Origin of the sequence: Bradyrhizobium sp. ISRA430 (genome assembly GCF_029909975.1) — a bacterium.
Lineage (GTDB): Bacteria > Pseudomonadota > Alphaproteobacteria > Rhizobiales > Xanthobacteraceae > Bradyrhizobium.
Map to the genome: position 1 here is coordinate 2,913,890 of NZ_CP094516.1, position 16,013 is coordinate 2,929,902.

The 16,013-nt window shown below is 65.4% G+C and carries 12 protein-coding genes; 4 read left to right on the plus strand and 8 right to left on the minus strand.

Annotated elements, in window-relative coordinates; all coding sequences use genetic code 11:
• Positions 1-19: 19 nt before the first annotated feature.
• Positions 20-1,273, minus strand: coding sequence for an MFS transporter (locus MTX21_RS14200; RefSeq protein WP_280965425.1), 1,254 nt, complete (start codon positions 1,271-1,273; stop codon positions 20-22).
• 339 nt (positions 1,274-1,612) lie between these two features.
• Between MTX21_RS14200 and nadA the strand changes: the two genes are divergently transcribed.
• The 3 genes from nadA (at position 1,613) to nadC (ending at position 5,383) form a co-directional block, all read left to right on the plus strand.
• Entirely contained in the window at positions 1,613-2,719 is a 1,107-nt protein-coding gene (gene nadA / locus MTX21_RS14205) for a quinolinate synthase NadA (protein ID WP_280965426.1), read from the plus strand.
• Between the two features lie 169 nt (positions 2,720-2,888).
• Positions 2,889-4,493, plus strand: a complete 1,605-nt coding sequence (locus tag MTX21_RS14210) for an L-aspartate oxidase (RefSeq protein WP_280965427.1) — start codon at positions 2,889-2,891, stop codon at positions 4,491-4,493.
• Positions 4,494-4,504: 11 nt separating this feature from the next.
• Positions 4,505-5,383, plus strand: a complete 879-nt coding sequence (nadC, locus tag MTX21_RS14215; RefSeq protein WP_280965428.1) for a carboxylating nicotinate-nucleotide diphosphorylase — start codon at positions 4,505-4,507, stop codon at positions 5,381-5,383.
• Positions 5,384-5,427: 44 nt separating this feature from the next.
• Here the strand turns inward: nadC and MTX21_RS14220 are convergent, their stop codons facing one another.
• The 3 genes from MTX21_RS14220 to MTX21_RS14230 form a co-directional block, all read right to left on the minus strand.
• Complete coding sequence (locus MTX21_RS14220; RefSeq protein WP_280965429.1) at positions 5,428-6,879, minus strand: cell wall hydrolase; 1,452 nt, start codon at positions 6,877-6,879, stop codon at positions 5,428-5,430.
• Positions 6,880-7,398: 519 nt separating this feature from the next.
• Entirely contained in the window at positions 7,399-10,284 is a 2,886-nt protein-coding gene (ppdK, locus tag MTX21_RS14225; protein WP_280965430.1) for a pyruvate, phosphate dikinase, read from the minus strand.
• A gap of 96 nt (positions 10,285-10,380) precedes the next feature.
• Entirely contained in the window at positions 10,381-10,536 is a 156-nt protein-coding gene (locus MTX21_RS14230) for a DUF3096 domain-containing protein (protein WP_018648785.1), read from the minus strand.
• Between the two features lie 240 nt (positions 10,537-10,776).
• On the opposite strand from MTX21_RS14230, the gene MTX21_RS14235 reads away from it, so the two are divergent.
• Entirely contained in the window at positions 10,777-11,121 is a 345-nt protein-coding gene (locus tag MTX21_RS14235; protein WP_280965431.1) for a DUF1236 domain-containing protein, read from the plus strand.
• A 241-nt stretch (positions 11,122-11,362) separates the two neighbouring features.
• Here MTX21_RS14235 and glyS read toward each other — a convergent pair whose 3' ends face one another.
• The 4 genes from glyS to MTX21_RS14255 form a co-directional block, all read right to left on the minus strand.
• Positions 11,363-13,462, minus strand: coding sequence for a glycine--tRNA ligase subunit beta (gene glyS, locus MTX21_RS14240; protein ID WP_280965432.1), 2,100 nt, complete (start codon positions 13,460-13,462; stop codon positions 11,363-11,365).
• The gene (locus tag MTX21_RS14245) at positions 13,462-14,400 is read right to left on the minus strand and encodes a glycine--tRNA ligase subunit alpha (RefSeq protein ID WP_280965433.1); all 939 of its coding nucleotides are present in this window, start codon (positions 14,398-14,400) and stop codon (positions 13,462-13,464) included. The genes glyS and MTX21_RS14245 overlap by 1 nt, the downstream gene beginning before the upstream one ends.
• A 220-nt stretch (positions 14,401-14,620) precedes the next feature.
• The gene (locus tag MTX21_RS14250) at positions 14,621-14,812 is read right to left on the minus strand and encodes a hypothetical protein (protein WP_280971048.1); all 192 of its coding nucleotides are present in this window, start codon (positions 14,810-14,812) and stop codon (positions 14,621-14,623) included.
• A gap of 106 nt (positions 14,813-14,918) precedes the next feature.
• Complete coding sequence (locus tag MTX21_RS14255; RefSeq protein ID WP_280965434.1) at positions 14,919-15,827, minus strand: S49 family peptidase; 909 nt, start codon at positions 15,825-15,827, stop codon at positions 14,919-14,921.
• Positions 15,828-16,013: the final 186 nt, after the last annotated feature.

The following is a 16,013-nucleotide window of genomic DNA, read 5'->3' on the forward strand; positions in this document are numbered from 1 at the left end:
TTCAGGGATGTTTAGCCGATCAGGCGGGCTGCGCAACCGCCCGCTGGACCGGTTTCTCGACGATCGGCAGATTGATCAGCGCCGAGAGCACGCCGAACAGGATCGAGAGCCACCAGATCGGCGTATAGGAACCGAACCGCTCGAACACGATGCCGCCGAGCCAGACGCCGAGGAAGCCGCCGACCTGATGGCTGACGAACGCGAAGCCATAGAGAGTCGCAAGCCAGCGCGTGCCGAACATCAGCGCCACCAGCGCCGAGGTCGGCGGCACCGTCGACAACCAGGTCAGGCCCGAAACCGCGCCGAACGCGATCGCGGAGAACGGCGTGATCGGGAATGAGATGAAGGCAAGCGTCGCGAGCGCGCGGGCAAAGTAGATCGTGGAGAGAATGAAACGCTTGGGCAAATAGTTCTGAAGGTAGCCGACGCTCAGCGAGCCCATGATGTTGAACAAGCCGATCGCCGCGATCACCCAGCCGCCCGTTTGCGTCGAGATGCCGCGGTCGACCAGGAAGGCCGGCAGATGCACCGTGATGAACGCAAGCTGGAAGCCGCAGGTGAAGAAGCCGAGCACCAGCAGCACATAGGAACGATGACCGAAGGCCTCGGCGAGCGCCTTGGTGAAGGACTGCTCGTCCGCGGGTGCTGCGCTGGCGGAGCCTTCGACCGGCGGCGTGGAGAGCGCCAGCGACAGCGGGATGATCAGCAGCATCAGGAAGCCGAACACGGTGAGCGCCTGCTGCCAGCCGAAATTGTCGATCAGCGCGACACCGACCGGCGCGAACAGGAATTGGCCGAACGAGCCCGCCGCGGTGCCGGCGCCAAGCGCAAGGCCGCGCTTCTCGGCCGGCAGCAGCTTGGTGAACGCCGACAGCACCAGATTGAACGAGCAGCCGGCCAGACCAAACCCGATCATGACACCCGCACCGATGTCCAGCGACAGCGGCGTCGACGAATAGCGCATCAGCAACAGGCCGCCGGCATAGAGCACGGCGCCGACGCACATCACCCGGAACAGCCCGAAGCGGTCGGCGATTGCGCCGGCAAACGGCTGGCCCAATCCCCACAACAAATTCTGCACGGCGATCGCGAAGCCGAACACATCGCGGCCCCAAGCGAACTCATGGCTCATCGGCTGCACGAAGAAGCCGAGCGCAGAGCGCGGACCGAAGCCGAGCATGCCGATCGCGCAGCCGCAGAGGATGATGACCGCCGGCGTCCGCCAGGTCGAGGAACGTGAAACTGGACCGAGTTCGCCCACTTGTGTCGACATGCACTTCCTCATCTGTCGTTCGCGGGTCCGGAATAGGCAGCCGCGAGTCAGCCCGTTTAATGCAAATGCATGAAAACCCCAAGACCAAAATGATTGCGTTCTACGAGGGGCTGTCGCGGGAGCATTGCATTTCAACGAGACCTCGCCTGACGCGGGAGGCGCGATTTAACGAGAATGTGTGCCGAGAGGCCTAGCGGCTGTCAGCCCGACGTGCTATTTTTGATCTACTCAGATTGAGCATATCTGAGCCCAGACGAAGTCCGGCCCGGCCTTTTGGCCGGATTTCTCAGGCCTCATATATACTCATCTAGAGCATAATTAACGCACGGGGAGACTTCGATGCCGATCACTGGAATTTACGGCCCTGACGATTTTGCCAGCCGGCCTCAAGGCCAACCCACCATACCCGCGCGCCCCGCGCCGGCGCGCACCGAGGCCGCGCTGCCTATGCCGTCGCTCGAATGGACGGCCGAGGTCGAAGCGGCCACCGCGCATCTCTACGATCGCGTCAAGCACGTGATCCCGCCGATCGAGTGGCCGCTGATGGCGCCGACGATCAAGGCGATCAACGAGCTGAAGCAAGCGCGCAACGCAGTGATCCTTGCGCACAACTACCAGGCGCCCGAGATCTTCCACTGCGTCGCCGACATCGGCGGTGACTCGCTCCAGCTCGCGGTCGAAGCGACCAAGGTGAAGGCCGGCATCATCGTCCAGTGCGGCGTGCACTTCATGGCGGAGACCTCGAAGCTGCTCAATCCGGACAAGACGGTGCTGATCCCCGACACGCGCGCCGGCTGCTCGCTTGCCGCCAGCATCACCGGTGCGGACGTTCGCCTGCTTCGCGAAAAATTCCCCGGCGTACCGGTGGTCGCCTATGTCAACACGTCGGCGGAGGTGAAGGCCGAGGTCGACATCTGCTGCACCTCGTCCAACGCAGTGCAGGTGGTGGAGAGCCTGAACGCACCAAGCGTGATCTTCCTGCCCGACCGCTATCTCGCGACCTATGTGGCCTCAAAAACCGACGTGAAGATCATCGCGTGGAAGGGCGCCTGCGAGGTGCATGAGCGCTTCACCGGCGCGGAGCTGCGCGGGTTTCGCGAGGCCGATCCGTCCGTGCAGATCATCGCGCATCCGGAATGCCCGCCGGACGTGCTGGCGGAAGCCGACTTCACGGGCTCGACCGCACATATGATCAATTGGGTGCGCGAGAAGCGGCCGCGGCGTCTCGTCATGATCACCGAATGCTCGATGGCCGACAATGTGCGCGCCGAGCTTCCCGATGTCGAGATGCTACGTCCCTGCAATCTCTGCCCGCACATGAAGCGCATCACCCTCGCCAACATTTTGGAGAGCCTGTTGTCGCTTCGCGAGGAGGTGACGATCGATCCCGCCCTCGCCGCACGTGCACGCCGGTCGGTCGAGCGGATGATCAATCTGAAGAATTGAAGGCAACAGCAACAAGCAAAGCTGTCGTCCCGGCGAGGGGCCGGGACCCATACCCACAGGCGGATGTCGTTGCGAAGAACGACGTCGAACAGCTTCGCACAACAACTACTCCCCGGGGTCATGGGTCCCGGCCTTCGCCGGGACGACAGCAGAGAACTTGGAGAGAGCCATGACAAACATCCACGATCTCACCCGCACCACCGACGACGTCGTCATCGTCGGCGGCGGCCTTGCCGGACTGTTCTGCGCACTGAAACTGGCACCGCGGCCGGTGATGCTGATCTCGGCGGCGCCGCTCGGACAGGGCGCGTCGTCCGCATGGGCGCAAGGCGGCATCGCCGCGGCGGTGGCCGAGGGCGACAGCGCCGAAGCGCATGCCGCCGATACCGTCGCGGTCGGCGGCGGCCTCGTCGATGAAGCGGTCGCACTTGGGATCGCGCGCGAAGCGACTCCGCGCATCCACGATCTGCTGGCTTACGGCGTGCCGTTCGATCGCGATCTCGAAGGCAAGCTCGCGGTCGGCCGCGAGGCCGCGCATTCGACGCGGCGCATCGTGCATGTGCGCGGCGATAGGGCGGGCGCAGCAATCATCGCGGCCTTGAGCGACGCCGTGCGCCGCACGCCATCGATTCGCGTCATCGAGGGTCTTGCTGCCGAAGCCCTCCTCACCGAAGACGGTGCCGTGACCGGTCTTCAGTTGCGCGACGCCGCGAACGCGGCGTCACGGCCGACGGTCCTCGCCGCCCGCGCGGTTGTGCTCGCAACCGGCGGCATCGGCCATCTCTATGGCGTCACTACCAACCCGGTCGAGGCCGGCGGATCGGGCCTTGCGATCGCTGCGCGCGCCGGAGCCGTGATCGCCGATCCCGAATTCGTCCAGTTCCACCCGACCGCGATCATGGTCGGTCGCGATCCGGCGCCACTGGCGACCGAAGCGCTGCGCGGCGAAGGTGCGACGCTGATCAACGGCAGCGGCGAGCGCTTCATGCTCGCGCGCCATCCGCTCGCCGAGCTCGCGCCGCGCGACATCGTAGCCCGCGGCGTCTTCGCCGAGATCGTGGCCGGGCGCGGCGCTTTCCTCGACGCACGGGAGGCGCTCGGCGCGAGCTTCGCCGAAAAGTTTCCAACCGTGCATGCGAGCTGCATCGCCGCCGGCATCGATCCCGCCACGCAAGCAATCCCGATCGCACCGGCCGCGCACTACCACATGGGCGGCATCGCGGTGGACGCGCGCGGCCGCAGCTCGATCGACGGGCTCTGGGCCGGCGGCGAAGTATCGTCGACCGGGGCGCATGGCGCGAACCGGCTCGCCTCCAATTCGCTGCTGGAAGCGGTGGTCTATGCCGCGCGCATTGCCGATGACATTGCGGGCTGTGCGATCCCCTCGCCTGCCCGCCTCCCGGACGCGCTGGTGACGCCGCGCGGCGGCACGGCGGATGTTGCGGCCGTGAAGCGGCTGCGCGCGATGATGAGCTCACGGGTCGGAGTGATCCGCAACAGTGACGGACTTGCGGAGGCGGTGCGCCACTTTGGCGCGCTCGAACGCGAGACCACGAGCGTTGCGCTGCGCAACATGGCGACGACAGCCCTGCTGGTGGCGGCCGCAGCCTGGACCCGCCGCGAAAGCCGCGGCGCACATTTCCGCTCCGATCATCCGGCGGATGTTGCCTCACGCGGCCATCGAACCATGACCACGCTCGCAGCGGCGCGCGAGGTGGCCGAGGGCCTCGCCGAACATCCGCTGCCGCGAACAGCCCAACCCATGATCGCTTGATGGAGACCTCCGTGATCACCCCGACTTCGCTGCTCAATCCCGATGCCTTCCTCTCGCCGCTCGCAATCGACGACGCCGTGCAGCGCGCGCTCGACGAGGACCTTGGCCGCGCCGGCGACATCACATCGCTTGCGACCATTCCCGAGGCCACGACAGCGCAGGCGATCCTCGTCGCGCGCCAGTCCGGCGTGATCGCCGGACTGCCGCTGGCGCTCGCGACCTTGCAAAAGCTCTCACCCGGCATCGACGTGCGGGCACATGTCCGCGACGCCGCGCGCGTCGCCCGCGGGCAGCACGTGCTGACGATCACCGGGCCCGCGCGCGCCATACTCACGGCAGAACGGACCGCGCTGAACTTCGTCGGCCGCCTGTCGGGCGTCGCGACGCTGACGGCCGAGTACGTCCGCCGGACCGAAGGCACCAAGATGCGGATTTGCTGCACGCGCAAGACCACGCCGGGGTTGCGGGCGCTGGAGAAATACGCGGTGCGCTGCGGCGGCGGCTTCAACCACCGCTTCGGCCTCGACGATGCGATCCTAATCAAGGACAATCACATCGCGGTCGCCGGCGGCATCCGCCCGGTGCTGCAGCGCGCCCGCGCTCATGCCGGTCATCTCGTGAAGATCGAGATCGAGGTCGACACGCTTGCGCAACTCCGCGAGGTGCTGGACAGCGGGCTTGCCGACGCCGTGCTGCTCGACAACATGGACCTCGCGACGCTGCGCGAGGCGGTCAAGCTTGCAGCCGGCCGCGTCGCGCTGGAGGCCTCCGGCAGCGTCACGCTGGAGTCGATCGCAGCGATCGCCGCGACCGGCGTCGACTACGCCTCGTCCGGCGCACTGACGCATTCGGCACCGAATTTCGACTGCGCGCTGGATATCGAGGCGTGAGGTGGTCTTCTCCCTCTCCCCGCCTGCGGGGAGAGGTAAGCGAGCTACCGTCGCTCGCTCACACCCATCTCGGCTGAGCTCTTCGCCTCCTGGACGAGCTCGGCGGAGAGCGCCGCGGTCTGCGCCGGCGTGCCCCAGCTCGGCTCCTCGCTGCCGTCGCCCCAGGCGCGCGGCCGATAGAAAGTGTGCACGCCGAACTTGTACATCTTCTTCATCTCGGCGACCCAGGACGGGCGCACCCAATAGGCGTGGTAGTGCGTGGACTTGCCGACCTCGGGCAGCCAGACCTGACCGTCCAGCACTGCTTTCGCGATCTTCCTGGCGCGCTCCCACATCTCGGGCTCGCGGATCACATCGGGATTGTTGTCGCAGGCGAACGTGAACTGGCAGGCGAAGTGGCGGTACTTGTTCTGATAGACCACGCCACACACGGTGTCCGGATATTTGCCGGAGAACACCCGGTTCATCACCACTTGCGCCACCGCGATCTGGCCGCGCACGGCTTCGCCGCGGGACTCGAAGTAGACGGCTTCCGCGAGGCACTTCTCGGATTTCGCCCGCGACTTCTCGTCGAGCGCGAGCCGCTCGGCCGGGGATTTTGCGCGCTGGTTGTCGGCATTGACCTCGCCCTTCGGCGCGACGCTCTCGCCGCTCTCGGTCGCCCTCGCGATGTCCTCCGACGGCGACGGCAGCGCGGTCATCACCTTCATGTCGGGATCGGGCACCACGATCAGCGGCTCGGCGCCGGGCTGCCAGCTCTCGATGCTCTCGAGGCTGCCGCCCAGCGAGGAACTGCCGAAGAAGAGGTTCGACGTCTTCACGCTGAAGGGATCGCGCGACGGTCGGGCCGCCGCAGCCTGCTTCGTCGCATCGAGCGGCTCAGCGGCCAGCGACGGCGCGGCATCGCCAGCTTTCGGGGGGGTTGAATATTGCGGCAGCGGCGGCGCGCGCATCGCTTCCTGGAGCTCGGGATCGAGTGCGGCCGCGGACTCAGGCGACATCGGTTGCGGCAGCGCTGCGGTCTTGGCGCCGAACACCGAGCTGTTTGACGTGGCGGGATCTTGCTGCGCGGGTGCGACCGGCGGCGTCGCCGTCTCGGGCGCTGGCGTGGGCGTAACGGTGGCGAGACGATCACCCTTCAGCGAGCGATCGACCTTGGGAAAATCGGAGGCCTGGTAGCGCGGCGGCGTCTGCAGCGCCGGATTGCGAGTGATCGTGCCGGTGATGGCTCGGCCATCGAGGCTTGCGAGGCGATACATCGCGCTCTGCGGCACAGATGTTCCGATCGGACGTGCGAAGCTGTAAGTGGCGAGCTGGATCGAGGATGCCGCCGAAAACACCTGCTTCTGCCAGCGCTCGGCGACGCCGGGCTGACGCGCCAGCAACGAGGCAATGTCCTGATAGCCGGTCTCTCTCGGCATCAATGCGAAGATGCAGAGACCGATGCCGAAGGACGCGAACCGCGCGCCCTTCGGATGGTTACGCAACATAAACATCGATACGCCCACGCAACGCTTACGCTCGTTTGATCGAAGTCGGTACATCCGTGCAATTCGATCCATTTCGTCAGTATCTAATTTAGGTTGCCGGGGAGTTAATCGGCGTTGCGCACCTGGCACACGCAAGCAAACGCAGGTGTTCTCACGGGCGGATCGCGCGAATTGGTAAATGTCCGCTGTCGTGAAGCGGTAAACATTCGGTCAATGCGAATGGTGAAGGAACTGTTGATGGCGTGTATCGTTGCGGGACGCGCGGTTTCGTTGTTGCAGAGCGCACCGCGCCGCATCACCGGTGTCATGCCCCGCGAAGGCGGGGCATCCAGTACGCCGCCGCCTCCCCGTATCCCTGAGCGGTCTCTGGAATACTGGATCGCCCGCCGTCGCGGGCGATGACAGTGAGTATGGGACGTGCACCCTCCCTAATCTCGTCATTGCGATGTGGCGGCGAGCAGGACTCGAAATGAAAGAGGCGGGGACTGGCCCCGCCTCTGTCGCATTTGAAGTTTCAGTCTTCGCTCACGCCTGGCTCGCAATCTCCTTGCCGAGCGCGGCCTGCGCGCCAGCGAGGCGGGCGATCGGCACGCGATAGGGCGAGCAGGAAACGTAGTCGAGACCGACCGCGTGGCAGAACGCGACGGAGGCGGGATCGCCGCCGTGCTCGCCGCAGATGCCCATCTTGAGCGAGGCCCGCGTCTTGCGGCCGCGTGCGACGCCGATCTTGACGAGCTCGCCGACGCCTTCCTGGTCGAGCGAGATGAAGGGGTCGATCTGCAGAATGCCCTTCGTCACGTAAGGCCCGAGGAAGCTCGCGGCGTCGTCGCGGCTGATGCCGTAGGTGGTCTGGGTGAGATCGTTGGTGCCGAAGGAGAAGAACTCGGCGCTCTCCGCGATCTCACCGGCGATCAGGCAGGCGCGCGGCAGCTCGATCATGGTGCCGACCTGATAGGCGAGCTTGGTGTTGGCGTCGCGCATCACGGACTGTGCGGTCGCATCGATCCGCGCCTTGACGAGGTCAAGCTCGGCCTTGGTCGCGATCAGCGGCACCATCACCTCGAGACCGACGGCCTTGCCGGTGCGCTTCTGCGCCTCGACTGCCGCCTCGAAGATCGCGCGCGCCTGCATCTCGGCGATCTCCGGATAGGCGATCGCGATACGGCAGCCACGGAAGCCGAGCATCGGATTGAACTCCGACAGCTCGCGCGCGCGGTCAGCCAGGCGCCGCGGATCGGTGTTCATGGCACGCGCCACTTCCTCGATCTCGGCGTGGGTGTGCGGCAGGAACTCGTGCAGCGGCGGATCAAGCAGACGAATCGTGACGGGCAGGCCCTTCATGATCTCGAACAGCTCGACGAAGTCGGCGCGCTGCATCGGCAGGAGCTTGGCGAGCGCGGCGCGGCGCGACTGCTCATCCTCGGAGAGGATCATCTCGCGCACCGTGCGGATGCGCGTCTCCTCGAAGAACATGTGCTCGGTGCGGCACAGGCCGATGCCCTGCGCGCCGAACTTGAGCGCAGTACGCGCGTCCTCCGGCGTATCGGCATTGACGCGCACGCCGATCTTGCGGACCTGGTCGGCCCAGGTCATCAGCGTGCCGAACTCGCCGGACAGCTCCGGCTCGATCATCGGCATGCGGCCGGCCAGCACCTGGCCGAGCGAGCCGTCGATGGTGATGACGTCGCCGGTCTTGAAGGTGCGCGAACCGACACTCATGGTGCCGCGGCCGTAATCGACGCGGATGGTGCCGCAGCCGGAGACGCAGGGCTTGCCCATGCCGCGCGCGACCACCGCGGCATGCGAGGTCATGCCGCCGCGCGTGGTCAAGATGCCTTCGGCGGCGTGCATGCCGTGGATGTCTTCGGGGCTGGTCTCGATGCGAACCAGGATGACCTTGTGCCCGTCGGCCTGGAGCTTGGCCGCTTCATCCGAGGAGAACACGATCTCGCCGGAGGCAGCACCCGGCGAAGCCGGCAGGCCGGTCGCGATCACGTCGCGCTTGGCGTTGGGATCTATGGTCGGATGCAGGAGCTGGTCGAGCGACGCCGGATCGATCCGGGTCACCGCTTCCTTCTTGGAGATCAGGCCTTCATTGGCGAGCTCGACCGCAATGCGCAGCGCCGCCTTGGCGGTGCGCTTGCCGCCGCGGGTCTGGAGCATCCAGAGCTTGCCCTGCTCGACCGTGAACTCCATGTCCTGCATGTCGCGGTAGTGCTTCTCGAGCAGCGTATAGAAGCGCGTCAGCTCCTTGAAGGCCTCCGGCATCGCCGTCTCCATCGAAGGCTTGTCGGAGCCGGATTCCTGGCGCGCCTGCTCGGTGATGTCCTGCGGCGTGCGGATGCCCGCCACCACGTCCTCGCCTTGCGCGTTGATCAGGAACTCGCCGTAGAGCTTGCTCTCGCCGGTCGAGGGGTTGCGCGTGAACGCGACGCCGGTCGCCGAAGTCTCGCCCATGTTGCCGAACACCATGGCCTGCACGTTGACAGCGGTGCCCCAGGATTCCGGAATGTCGTGCAGCTTGCGGTATGTCACCGCGCGCGCGTTCATCCAGGAGGAAAACACCGCGCCGATGGCTCCCCAGAGCTGATCGTGCGGATCCTGCGGGAAATCCCGGCCGATTTCGCGCGCGACCGCGTCCTTGTATTTGCCGACCAGATCGACCCAGTCCTCGGCGGACAGGTCAGTATCGAGCGAGTAGCCCTGGCTGTCCTTGAAGGTGTCGAGGATCTCCTCGAAGTGATGATGTTCGAAGCCGAGCACCACGTCGGAATACATGGTGATGAAGCGGCGATAGCTGTCGTAGGCGAAGCGGCGATCGCCCGACAGTTCGGCCAGCGCTTCCACGGTCTCGTCGTTGAGGCCGAGATTGAGCACGGTATCCATCATGCCCGGCATCGAGGCGCGCGCGCCGGAGCGCACGGAGACGAGTAGCGGGTTCTTGGCATCGCCGAAGATCTTGCCGGTCAATTTGCCGACATAGTCGAGCGCCTTCTCAACCTGCGCTTTCAATTCCTTCGGATAGGTCTTGCCGTGTGCGTAGAAGTAGGTGCAGACCGAGGTCGGGATGGTGAAGCCGGGAGGCACTGGCAGGCCGAGATTGGCCATTTCGGCGAGGTTGGCGCCCTTGCCGCCGAGCAGGTCGCGCATCTCGGCCTTGCCCTCAGCCTTGCCGTCACCGAACGTGAAGACCCACTTGCCGGCCTTGACCGCGCTGGGCGCCGGCTTCGCAGCCACCTTGGGGGCCGCCGGCTTGGTCGCGGCCTTCGCGGCCACCTTGGCAGCCGGCTTCACGACCCGCTTTGTAGCGCTCTTCGGAAGTGCTTTGCGGGCTGGCGGGGCGGCTTTCGCCTTGGCATAGGACTTTGATTTCGCTGGCATTTTCTTAGGCTTCGAGGCGGCTTTGGCCATGGCTTGCAAACAACCTGCGAGAGGGAAGGGAAATCGCGGGCCTTACACCATTTTGGGCCGGCCCGCGCAAGTCGAACAGTTCCGGAAAATGAACGCCTAGAGGTGGAGCCACTTCAGGAGCCCGAGTCCGATCGCGCCATTCACGATAAGGAAGATCGCGACGATCAGGTTGAGAAGCCGCGGCATGATCAGGATGAGCACGCCCGCAATCAACGACAGGATCGGCGAAATGTGGGCGACGGTGATGTGCATGAATGATCTTTCTGTGGCGTGGGACGTGACGCGAATCGCGGGCGGATCATAGCCGGGCGGGTTCCGCGAGTCCGGGAGTAGAGACGCGTTGAGACCTCTGCAGGTTCCCGCCTTCGCGAAAATCGCCCGAAATTGCCGCGAATGCGGCGGTGTTTTTGTCGGAACATTGCAAAGGCGCATGCATTGGCCACCAGTCGCGCTCCTTGCGCTTCCGAAAATATCACGTCGAAGGAGTTGTCCATGCGGAACAGGATTCTTGCTCTTGCAGCGCTCGCGGCCGCGGTCGGCTCGCCCGTCGCGGCGCAGGCGCAAACGGTGGGACGCGCTCCCGCCGTGGTCGATAGCGCCCCGACCATTGCGGTCGAGCAGCGGCCGGCCTTCCGCGCATATGTCACCGAGCAGCGCGTGCCGACCTTCACCGTGCCCGATCGCATCGTGGTCGGTGCCACCTTACCTGAAAGCGGTGTGACCTATTATGACGTCCCGCAACGTTTCGGCGCGACGACCTACCGCTACACCGTCGTGAACGGCGAGACCGTGCTGGTCGAACCACGCTCGCGGCGCATCGTCGAGGTGTTGGACTAGCAACCTTCGATTCGATGTCCGGCGCGCCGACCGAGATTGGCGCGAGCAGTGTTAACGCGGACATCAGGCCCTGCTCGGTCCTCCCCCCGCCGGGCGGGGCTTTTTTGCGCTCTCGTGTCCCGGGCAAGCGAAGCGCAGACCCGGGACCCAGGAGTCGAGCGCACGGTGCGTGGGCCCGGATCAGCAGCGCATCACGCCGCGAAGCGCGCGGCGCGCTGCGCAGCATCCGGGGAACGAGAGCTCAATCCTGGATCTTCGAGAAGTCCGCGACCGCACGCGTGGCGCTGCGGATTTCGTTGAGCAGCCTCAGACGGTTCTCGCGCACTTTCGGATCGTCGTCGTTGACGCGGACCTTGTCGAAGAAGGCATCGACCGGCGGACGCAGCTTCGCCATCGCGCTCATCGCGGCGGCAAAGTCTTCCTTCGCAACGGCGCTGCTTGCTTCCGTCTTCACCTCGTCGATCGCCTTGGCCAGCGCCTTCTCCTCGCCGAGGCTGTAGAGCGCCGCATCGGGCGCGCCGTCGAACGTGCGCTTGTCCTTCTTCTCCTCGATCGCGAGGATGTTGCTGGCACGCTTGGTGCCGGCGAGCAGGTTCTTGCCGTCGTCGGTATCGAGGAACTTGCCGAGCGCGTCGACACGGCGAATGATCATCAGGAGATCATCCTGGCCGCCAAGCGCAAACACGGCGTCGACTAGATCGTGCCGCGCGCCCTGCTCGCGGAGCTGGACCTTGAGGCGGTCGGCGAAGAAGGCGAGCAGATCACTCGGGAGCTTCTGCGCGTCGGCCGACTTGACCGACAAACCGGCATGCGCGGACGCCGCCACGTTCAACAGCGAGAGGCGCAGCGTATTCTCCGCGATCAACCGGATCACGCCCAGCGCAGCGCGGCGCAGCGCGTAAGGGTCCTTGCTTCCCGTCGGCTTTTCGTCGATCGCCCAGAAGCCGACGAGCGTATCGAGCTTGTCGGCGAGCGCGACAGCGACGCTGACCGGATCGGTCGGCACGTGATCGGCGGGCCCTTGCGGCTTGTAGTGCTCTTCGCAGGCCGCGGCGACGGAGGCGTCCTCGCCTTGCGCCAGCGCGTAGTACTTGCCCATCAGGCCCTGCACTTCCGGGAATTCGCCGACGACTTCGGTCAGCAGATCCGCCTTGGCGAGATGCGCGGCGCGCTTGGCCTTGGCGACGTCGGCGCCGACCAGCGGCGCAACCTCCGCTGTCAAACGCTCGATGCGCTTGATGCGCTCAGCCTGCGTACCGAGCTTCTCGTGGAACACGATTTGCTCGAACTTCGGCAGCCGGTCCTCGAGCTTGGTCTTCAGGTCGGTCTCGTAGAAGAACTTCGCGTCCGACAGGCGCGCGCGGATCACGCGCTCGTTGCCGGCGATGATGGTCTTGCCGCCGTCGGTCGCCTCTATATTGGCGACCAGGATGAACTTGTTGGCGAGTTTTCCGGTCTTCGGGTCTCTGACCACGAAACATTTTTGGTTGTTGCGGATGGTGGCGCGGATCACTTCCGCAGGCGTCGCCAAAAATTCCTGATCGAACGAGCCCATCAGCACGACCGGCCACTCGACGAGGCCCGCGACCTCGTCGAGCAGGTTCTGGTCCTCGACCAGTTCGAACCCTTGCGCGAAGGCAAGCTGCTTGGCGTCGGTCAAGATCGCGTCCTTGCGCCGCTCGGGGTCGAGCACGACCTTGGCGTTCAAGAGCTTGGCTTCGTAGTCCTCGAAGCGGCGCACGGGAATCGCAGCGGGCGCTAGGAAGCGATGGCCGTAGGTGGTGCTGCCGGCCTCGATGCCATTCACTGAGAAGTTTACGACATCAGGCTCTTCGGTCTCGAGCCCGAACGTCGCGGTGATCGCGTGCAACGGACGCACCCAGTTGAGCGCGCCTGATTTGGCCGAACGCGCGCCCCAGCGCATCGATTTCGGCCAGGGGAAGGTGCGGATGATCACCGGCAGGATCTCGGCGAGCACGTCGATCGCGGCGCGGCCGGGCTTCTCGATCAGCGCGATGTAGAAGTCGCCCTTTTTGTCGCTCTGGATTTTTGCTTCGCTGAGTGAAGCAAGGCCCGTGGCTTTCAGGAATCCCTGGATCGCGGGCTCGGGTCCGCCGACGCGCGGACCGCGGCGCTCTTCCTTGAGGTCGGGCTGGCGCGCGGGAACGCCGTGCACGGTCAGCGCAAGGCGGCGCGGCGTCGCGAACGCCCTTGCGCCCTCATAGACGAGGCCTTCGGCAACGAGCCTATCGGTGACCATGCGGCGCAGATCGTCGGCCGCCTTCGCCTGCATGCGCGCGGGAATTTCTTCGGAGAACAGTTCAAGCAACAAATCGGGCATCAGGCCGCTCCACCGGCTTCGGTGTGCATCCAGGCTTCGCCGCAGGCCTTTGCCAATTCGCGCACCCGGAAGATGTAGCTCTGCCGCTCCGTCACTGAGATCACGCCGCGCGCATCGAGCAGGTTGAAGACATGGCTCGCCTTGATGCACTGGTCATAGGCGGGCAGCGCCATCAGGTGCTGCTTGCTGTTGCCGCCTTCGCGCCAGCCGGCGGCGAGATATTTCTTGCAGGCCTCCTCGGCCATCTTGAACTGTTCGAACAGCATCGCCGTGTCGGCATATTCGAAGTTATGCCGCGAATATTCCTGCTCGGCCTGGAGGAAGACGTCGCCGTAGGTGACCTTGTCGGCGCCCTCGCGGCCGTTGAAGTTGAGGTCATAGACGCGGTCGACCCCCTGCACATACATCGCGAGGCGCTCGAGCCCGTAGGTGAGTTCGCCGGCCACCGGCGCGCATTCGAAGCCCGCGACCTGCTGGAAGTAGGTGAACTGCGACACTTCCATCCCGTCGCACCAGCACTCCCAGCCGAGGCCCCAGGCGCCCAGCGTCGGGCTCTCCCAGTCGTCCTCGACGAAGCGGATGTCGTGCACGGCGGAATTGATGCCGATCGCGGCGAGCGACTTCAGGTACAGCTCCTGAAGATTCGGCGGCGACGGCTTCATGATCACCTGGAACTGGTAGTAGTGCTGCATCCGGTTCGGATTCTCGCCGTAGCGGCCATCCTTGGGCCGGCGCGAGGGCTGCACATAGGCCGCGTTCCAGGGTTTTGGCCCCAGCGCCCGCAGCGTGGTCGCCGGATGGAAGGTGCCCGCGCCCATCTCCATGTCGTAAGGCTGCAGGATCACGCAGCCCTGCTCGGCCCAGAATCGCTGGAGCGCGAGGATGAAGCCCTGGAACGAACGTTCCGGGCGCATATGGGCGGGCAATGAGGCGTCCATCGTCAGATCGGGCTCTCGCGGGGGTTTTGAATCGCGCGGGACCGTATCGACGGCAGGGATGGGAATCAAGGCAAAGGGCCTGTAAAGCAGCCAAAGCCACCGTCATTCCGGGACGATACGACGGGACCGCGAAAGCGGCCTGGAGCATCGAACCCGGAATCTGGGGATTCTGGGGGCGCCCTTCGGGCGCCCCAGAATGATGTCGTGTGAAAAAGCGCAGCTAACCCGGGCGATACGCTCCGGTCACGGGGTCACGCTTCAGCGTCTGTATTTCCCCCATGCGAGCGGCTTCGGCGACGCGCGACAGGCGCATCTCCTCCAGCTCCTCGTTGATCCGGATGGCGGTCTTGTAGGCCCAGCGGACCACGGCAAGCCCGCCCAAGACGCCCGCGAAAGCGACGAACGGCGGCATCGGTCGATCCTTGTTCAATGCTCAGCCCCCATGCACATTCTTGCGCAGACGGGCCGGCACCGCAATTGGTTCGCTGCGGACCAAATGGCGCGGGCCGACGAAACCTCTAGAACCCGAATTTCGCCCAAATCGCCCTGGTTTCCAGCGCCGAAATCAGTTCGTCCGGCAGCCCCGCCACCGATTCCATGGCCGAAAGCTGGCCTGCGCCCGGCGATTTCCGCCCCAGAAGGCCGGAGAGCAGCCCGGTCGGCTGCGCGATCACGGGGGTGAGAACCTTCTCGCCGTAACGGGCACGAAGAGTTGAGCGGAGATCGCCGATGCCGTCGGCCAGTCCCAGCGCGATCGCGCTTTCGCCGGCCCAGTATTCGCCGGTGAACAGGGTATCGTCCGCACCCTTCAGCCGCGCGCCGCGGCTTCCCTTCACCAGCGCGATGAAGATGTCGTGGATCTCGCGCTGAATCGATTTGAGCCGCGCCACGTCATCGGGGTTTTCCGGGAGGAACGGATCGAGCATCGCCTTGTGCGCGCCGGCGGTGTAGAGGCGCCGCTCGATGCCGAGCCGCTTGATCGCCTCCTGGAAGCCGAAGCTGCCGCCGACCACGCCGATCGAGCCGAGGATCGAGGAGGGATCGCAGAAGATCTCGTCGCCCGCGCAGGCGATCATGTAGCCGCCGGAGGCCGCGACGTCCTCGACGAACACCAGCACCGGCAGCTTCTTCTCCGCCGCGAGCTGCTTGATGCGCAAGAATATCTGGCGCGACTGCACCGGCGAGCCGCCGGGCGAATTGATCACCAGCGCCACCGCCTTGGCATTGCGATACGCGAAGGCGCGCTCCAGCACCCGGGCAACGCCGGCGAGCGTCATGCCCGGACGCAGCGGCGTCACCGCGCCGATAACGCCCGACAGCCGCACCACCGGTACGACCGCCGCACCGGGGCGAAAGCGCGCCGGCAGATATTGCATCAGTTTGTCGGCAAGGCCCGAGCCCCCGCGATCATTCAATTGCTCGGCCATGCCGTTACCTCACAGTCCTCTGTACCGAACAATAGTGATCGGCTTGTCCTGCCGGACATCCGGTCGACGGTGGGGTTCCGTTGGCATGTCGATGTCGGCATCCTCGGCGTCCTCAGCCCCGCAATCGGCAGGCTGCAGGGGCTGATAGCAGATGGTTTCGAAGCCGGAAAGAGAAGCAGGTCCCAG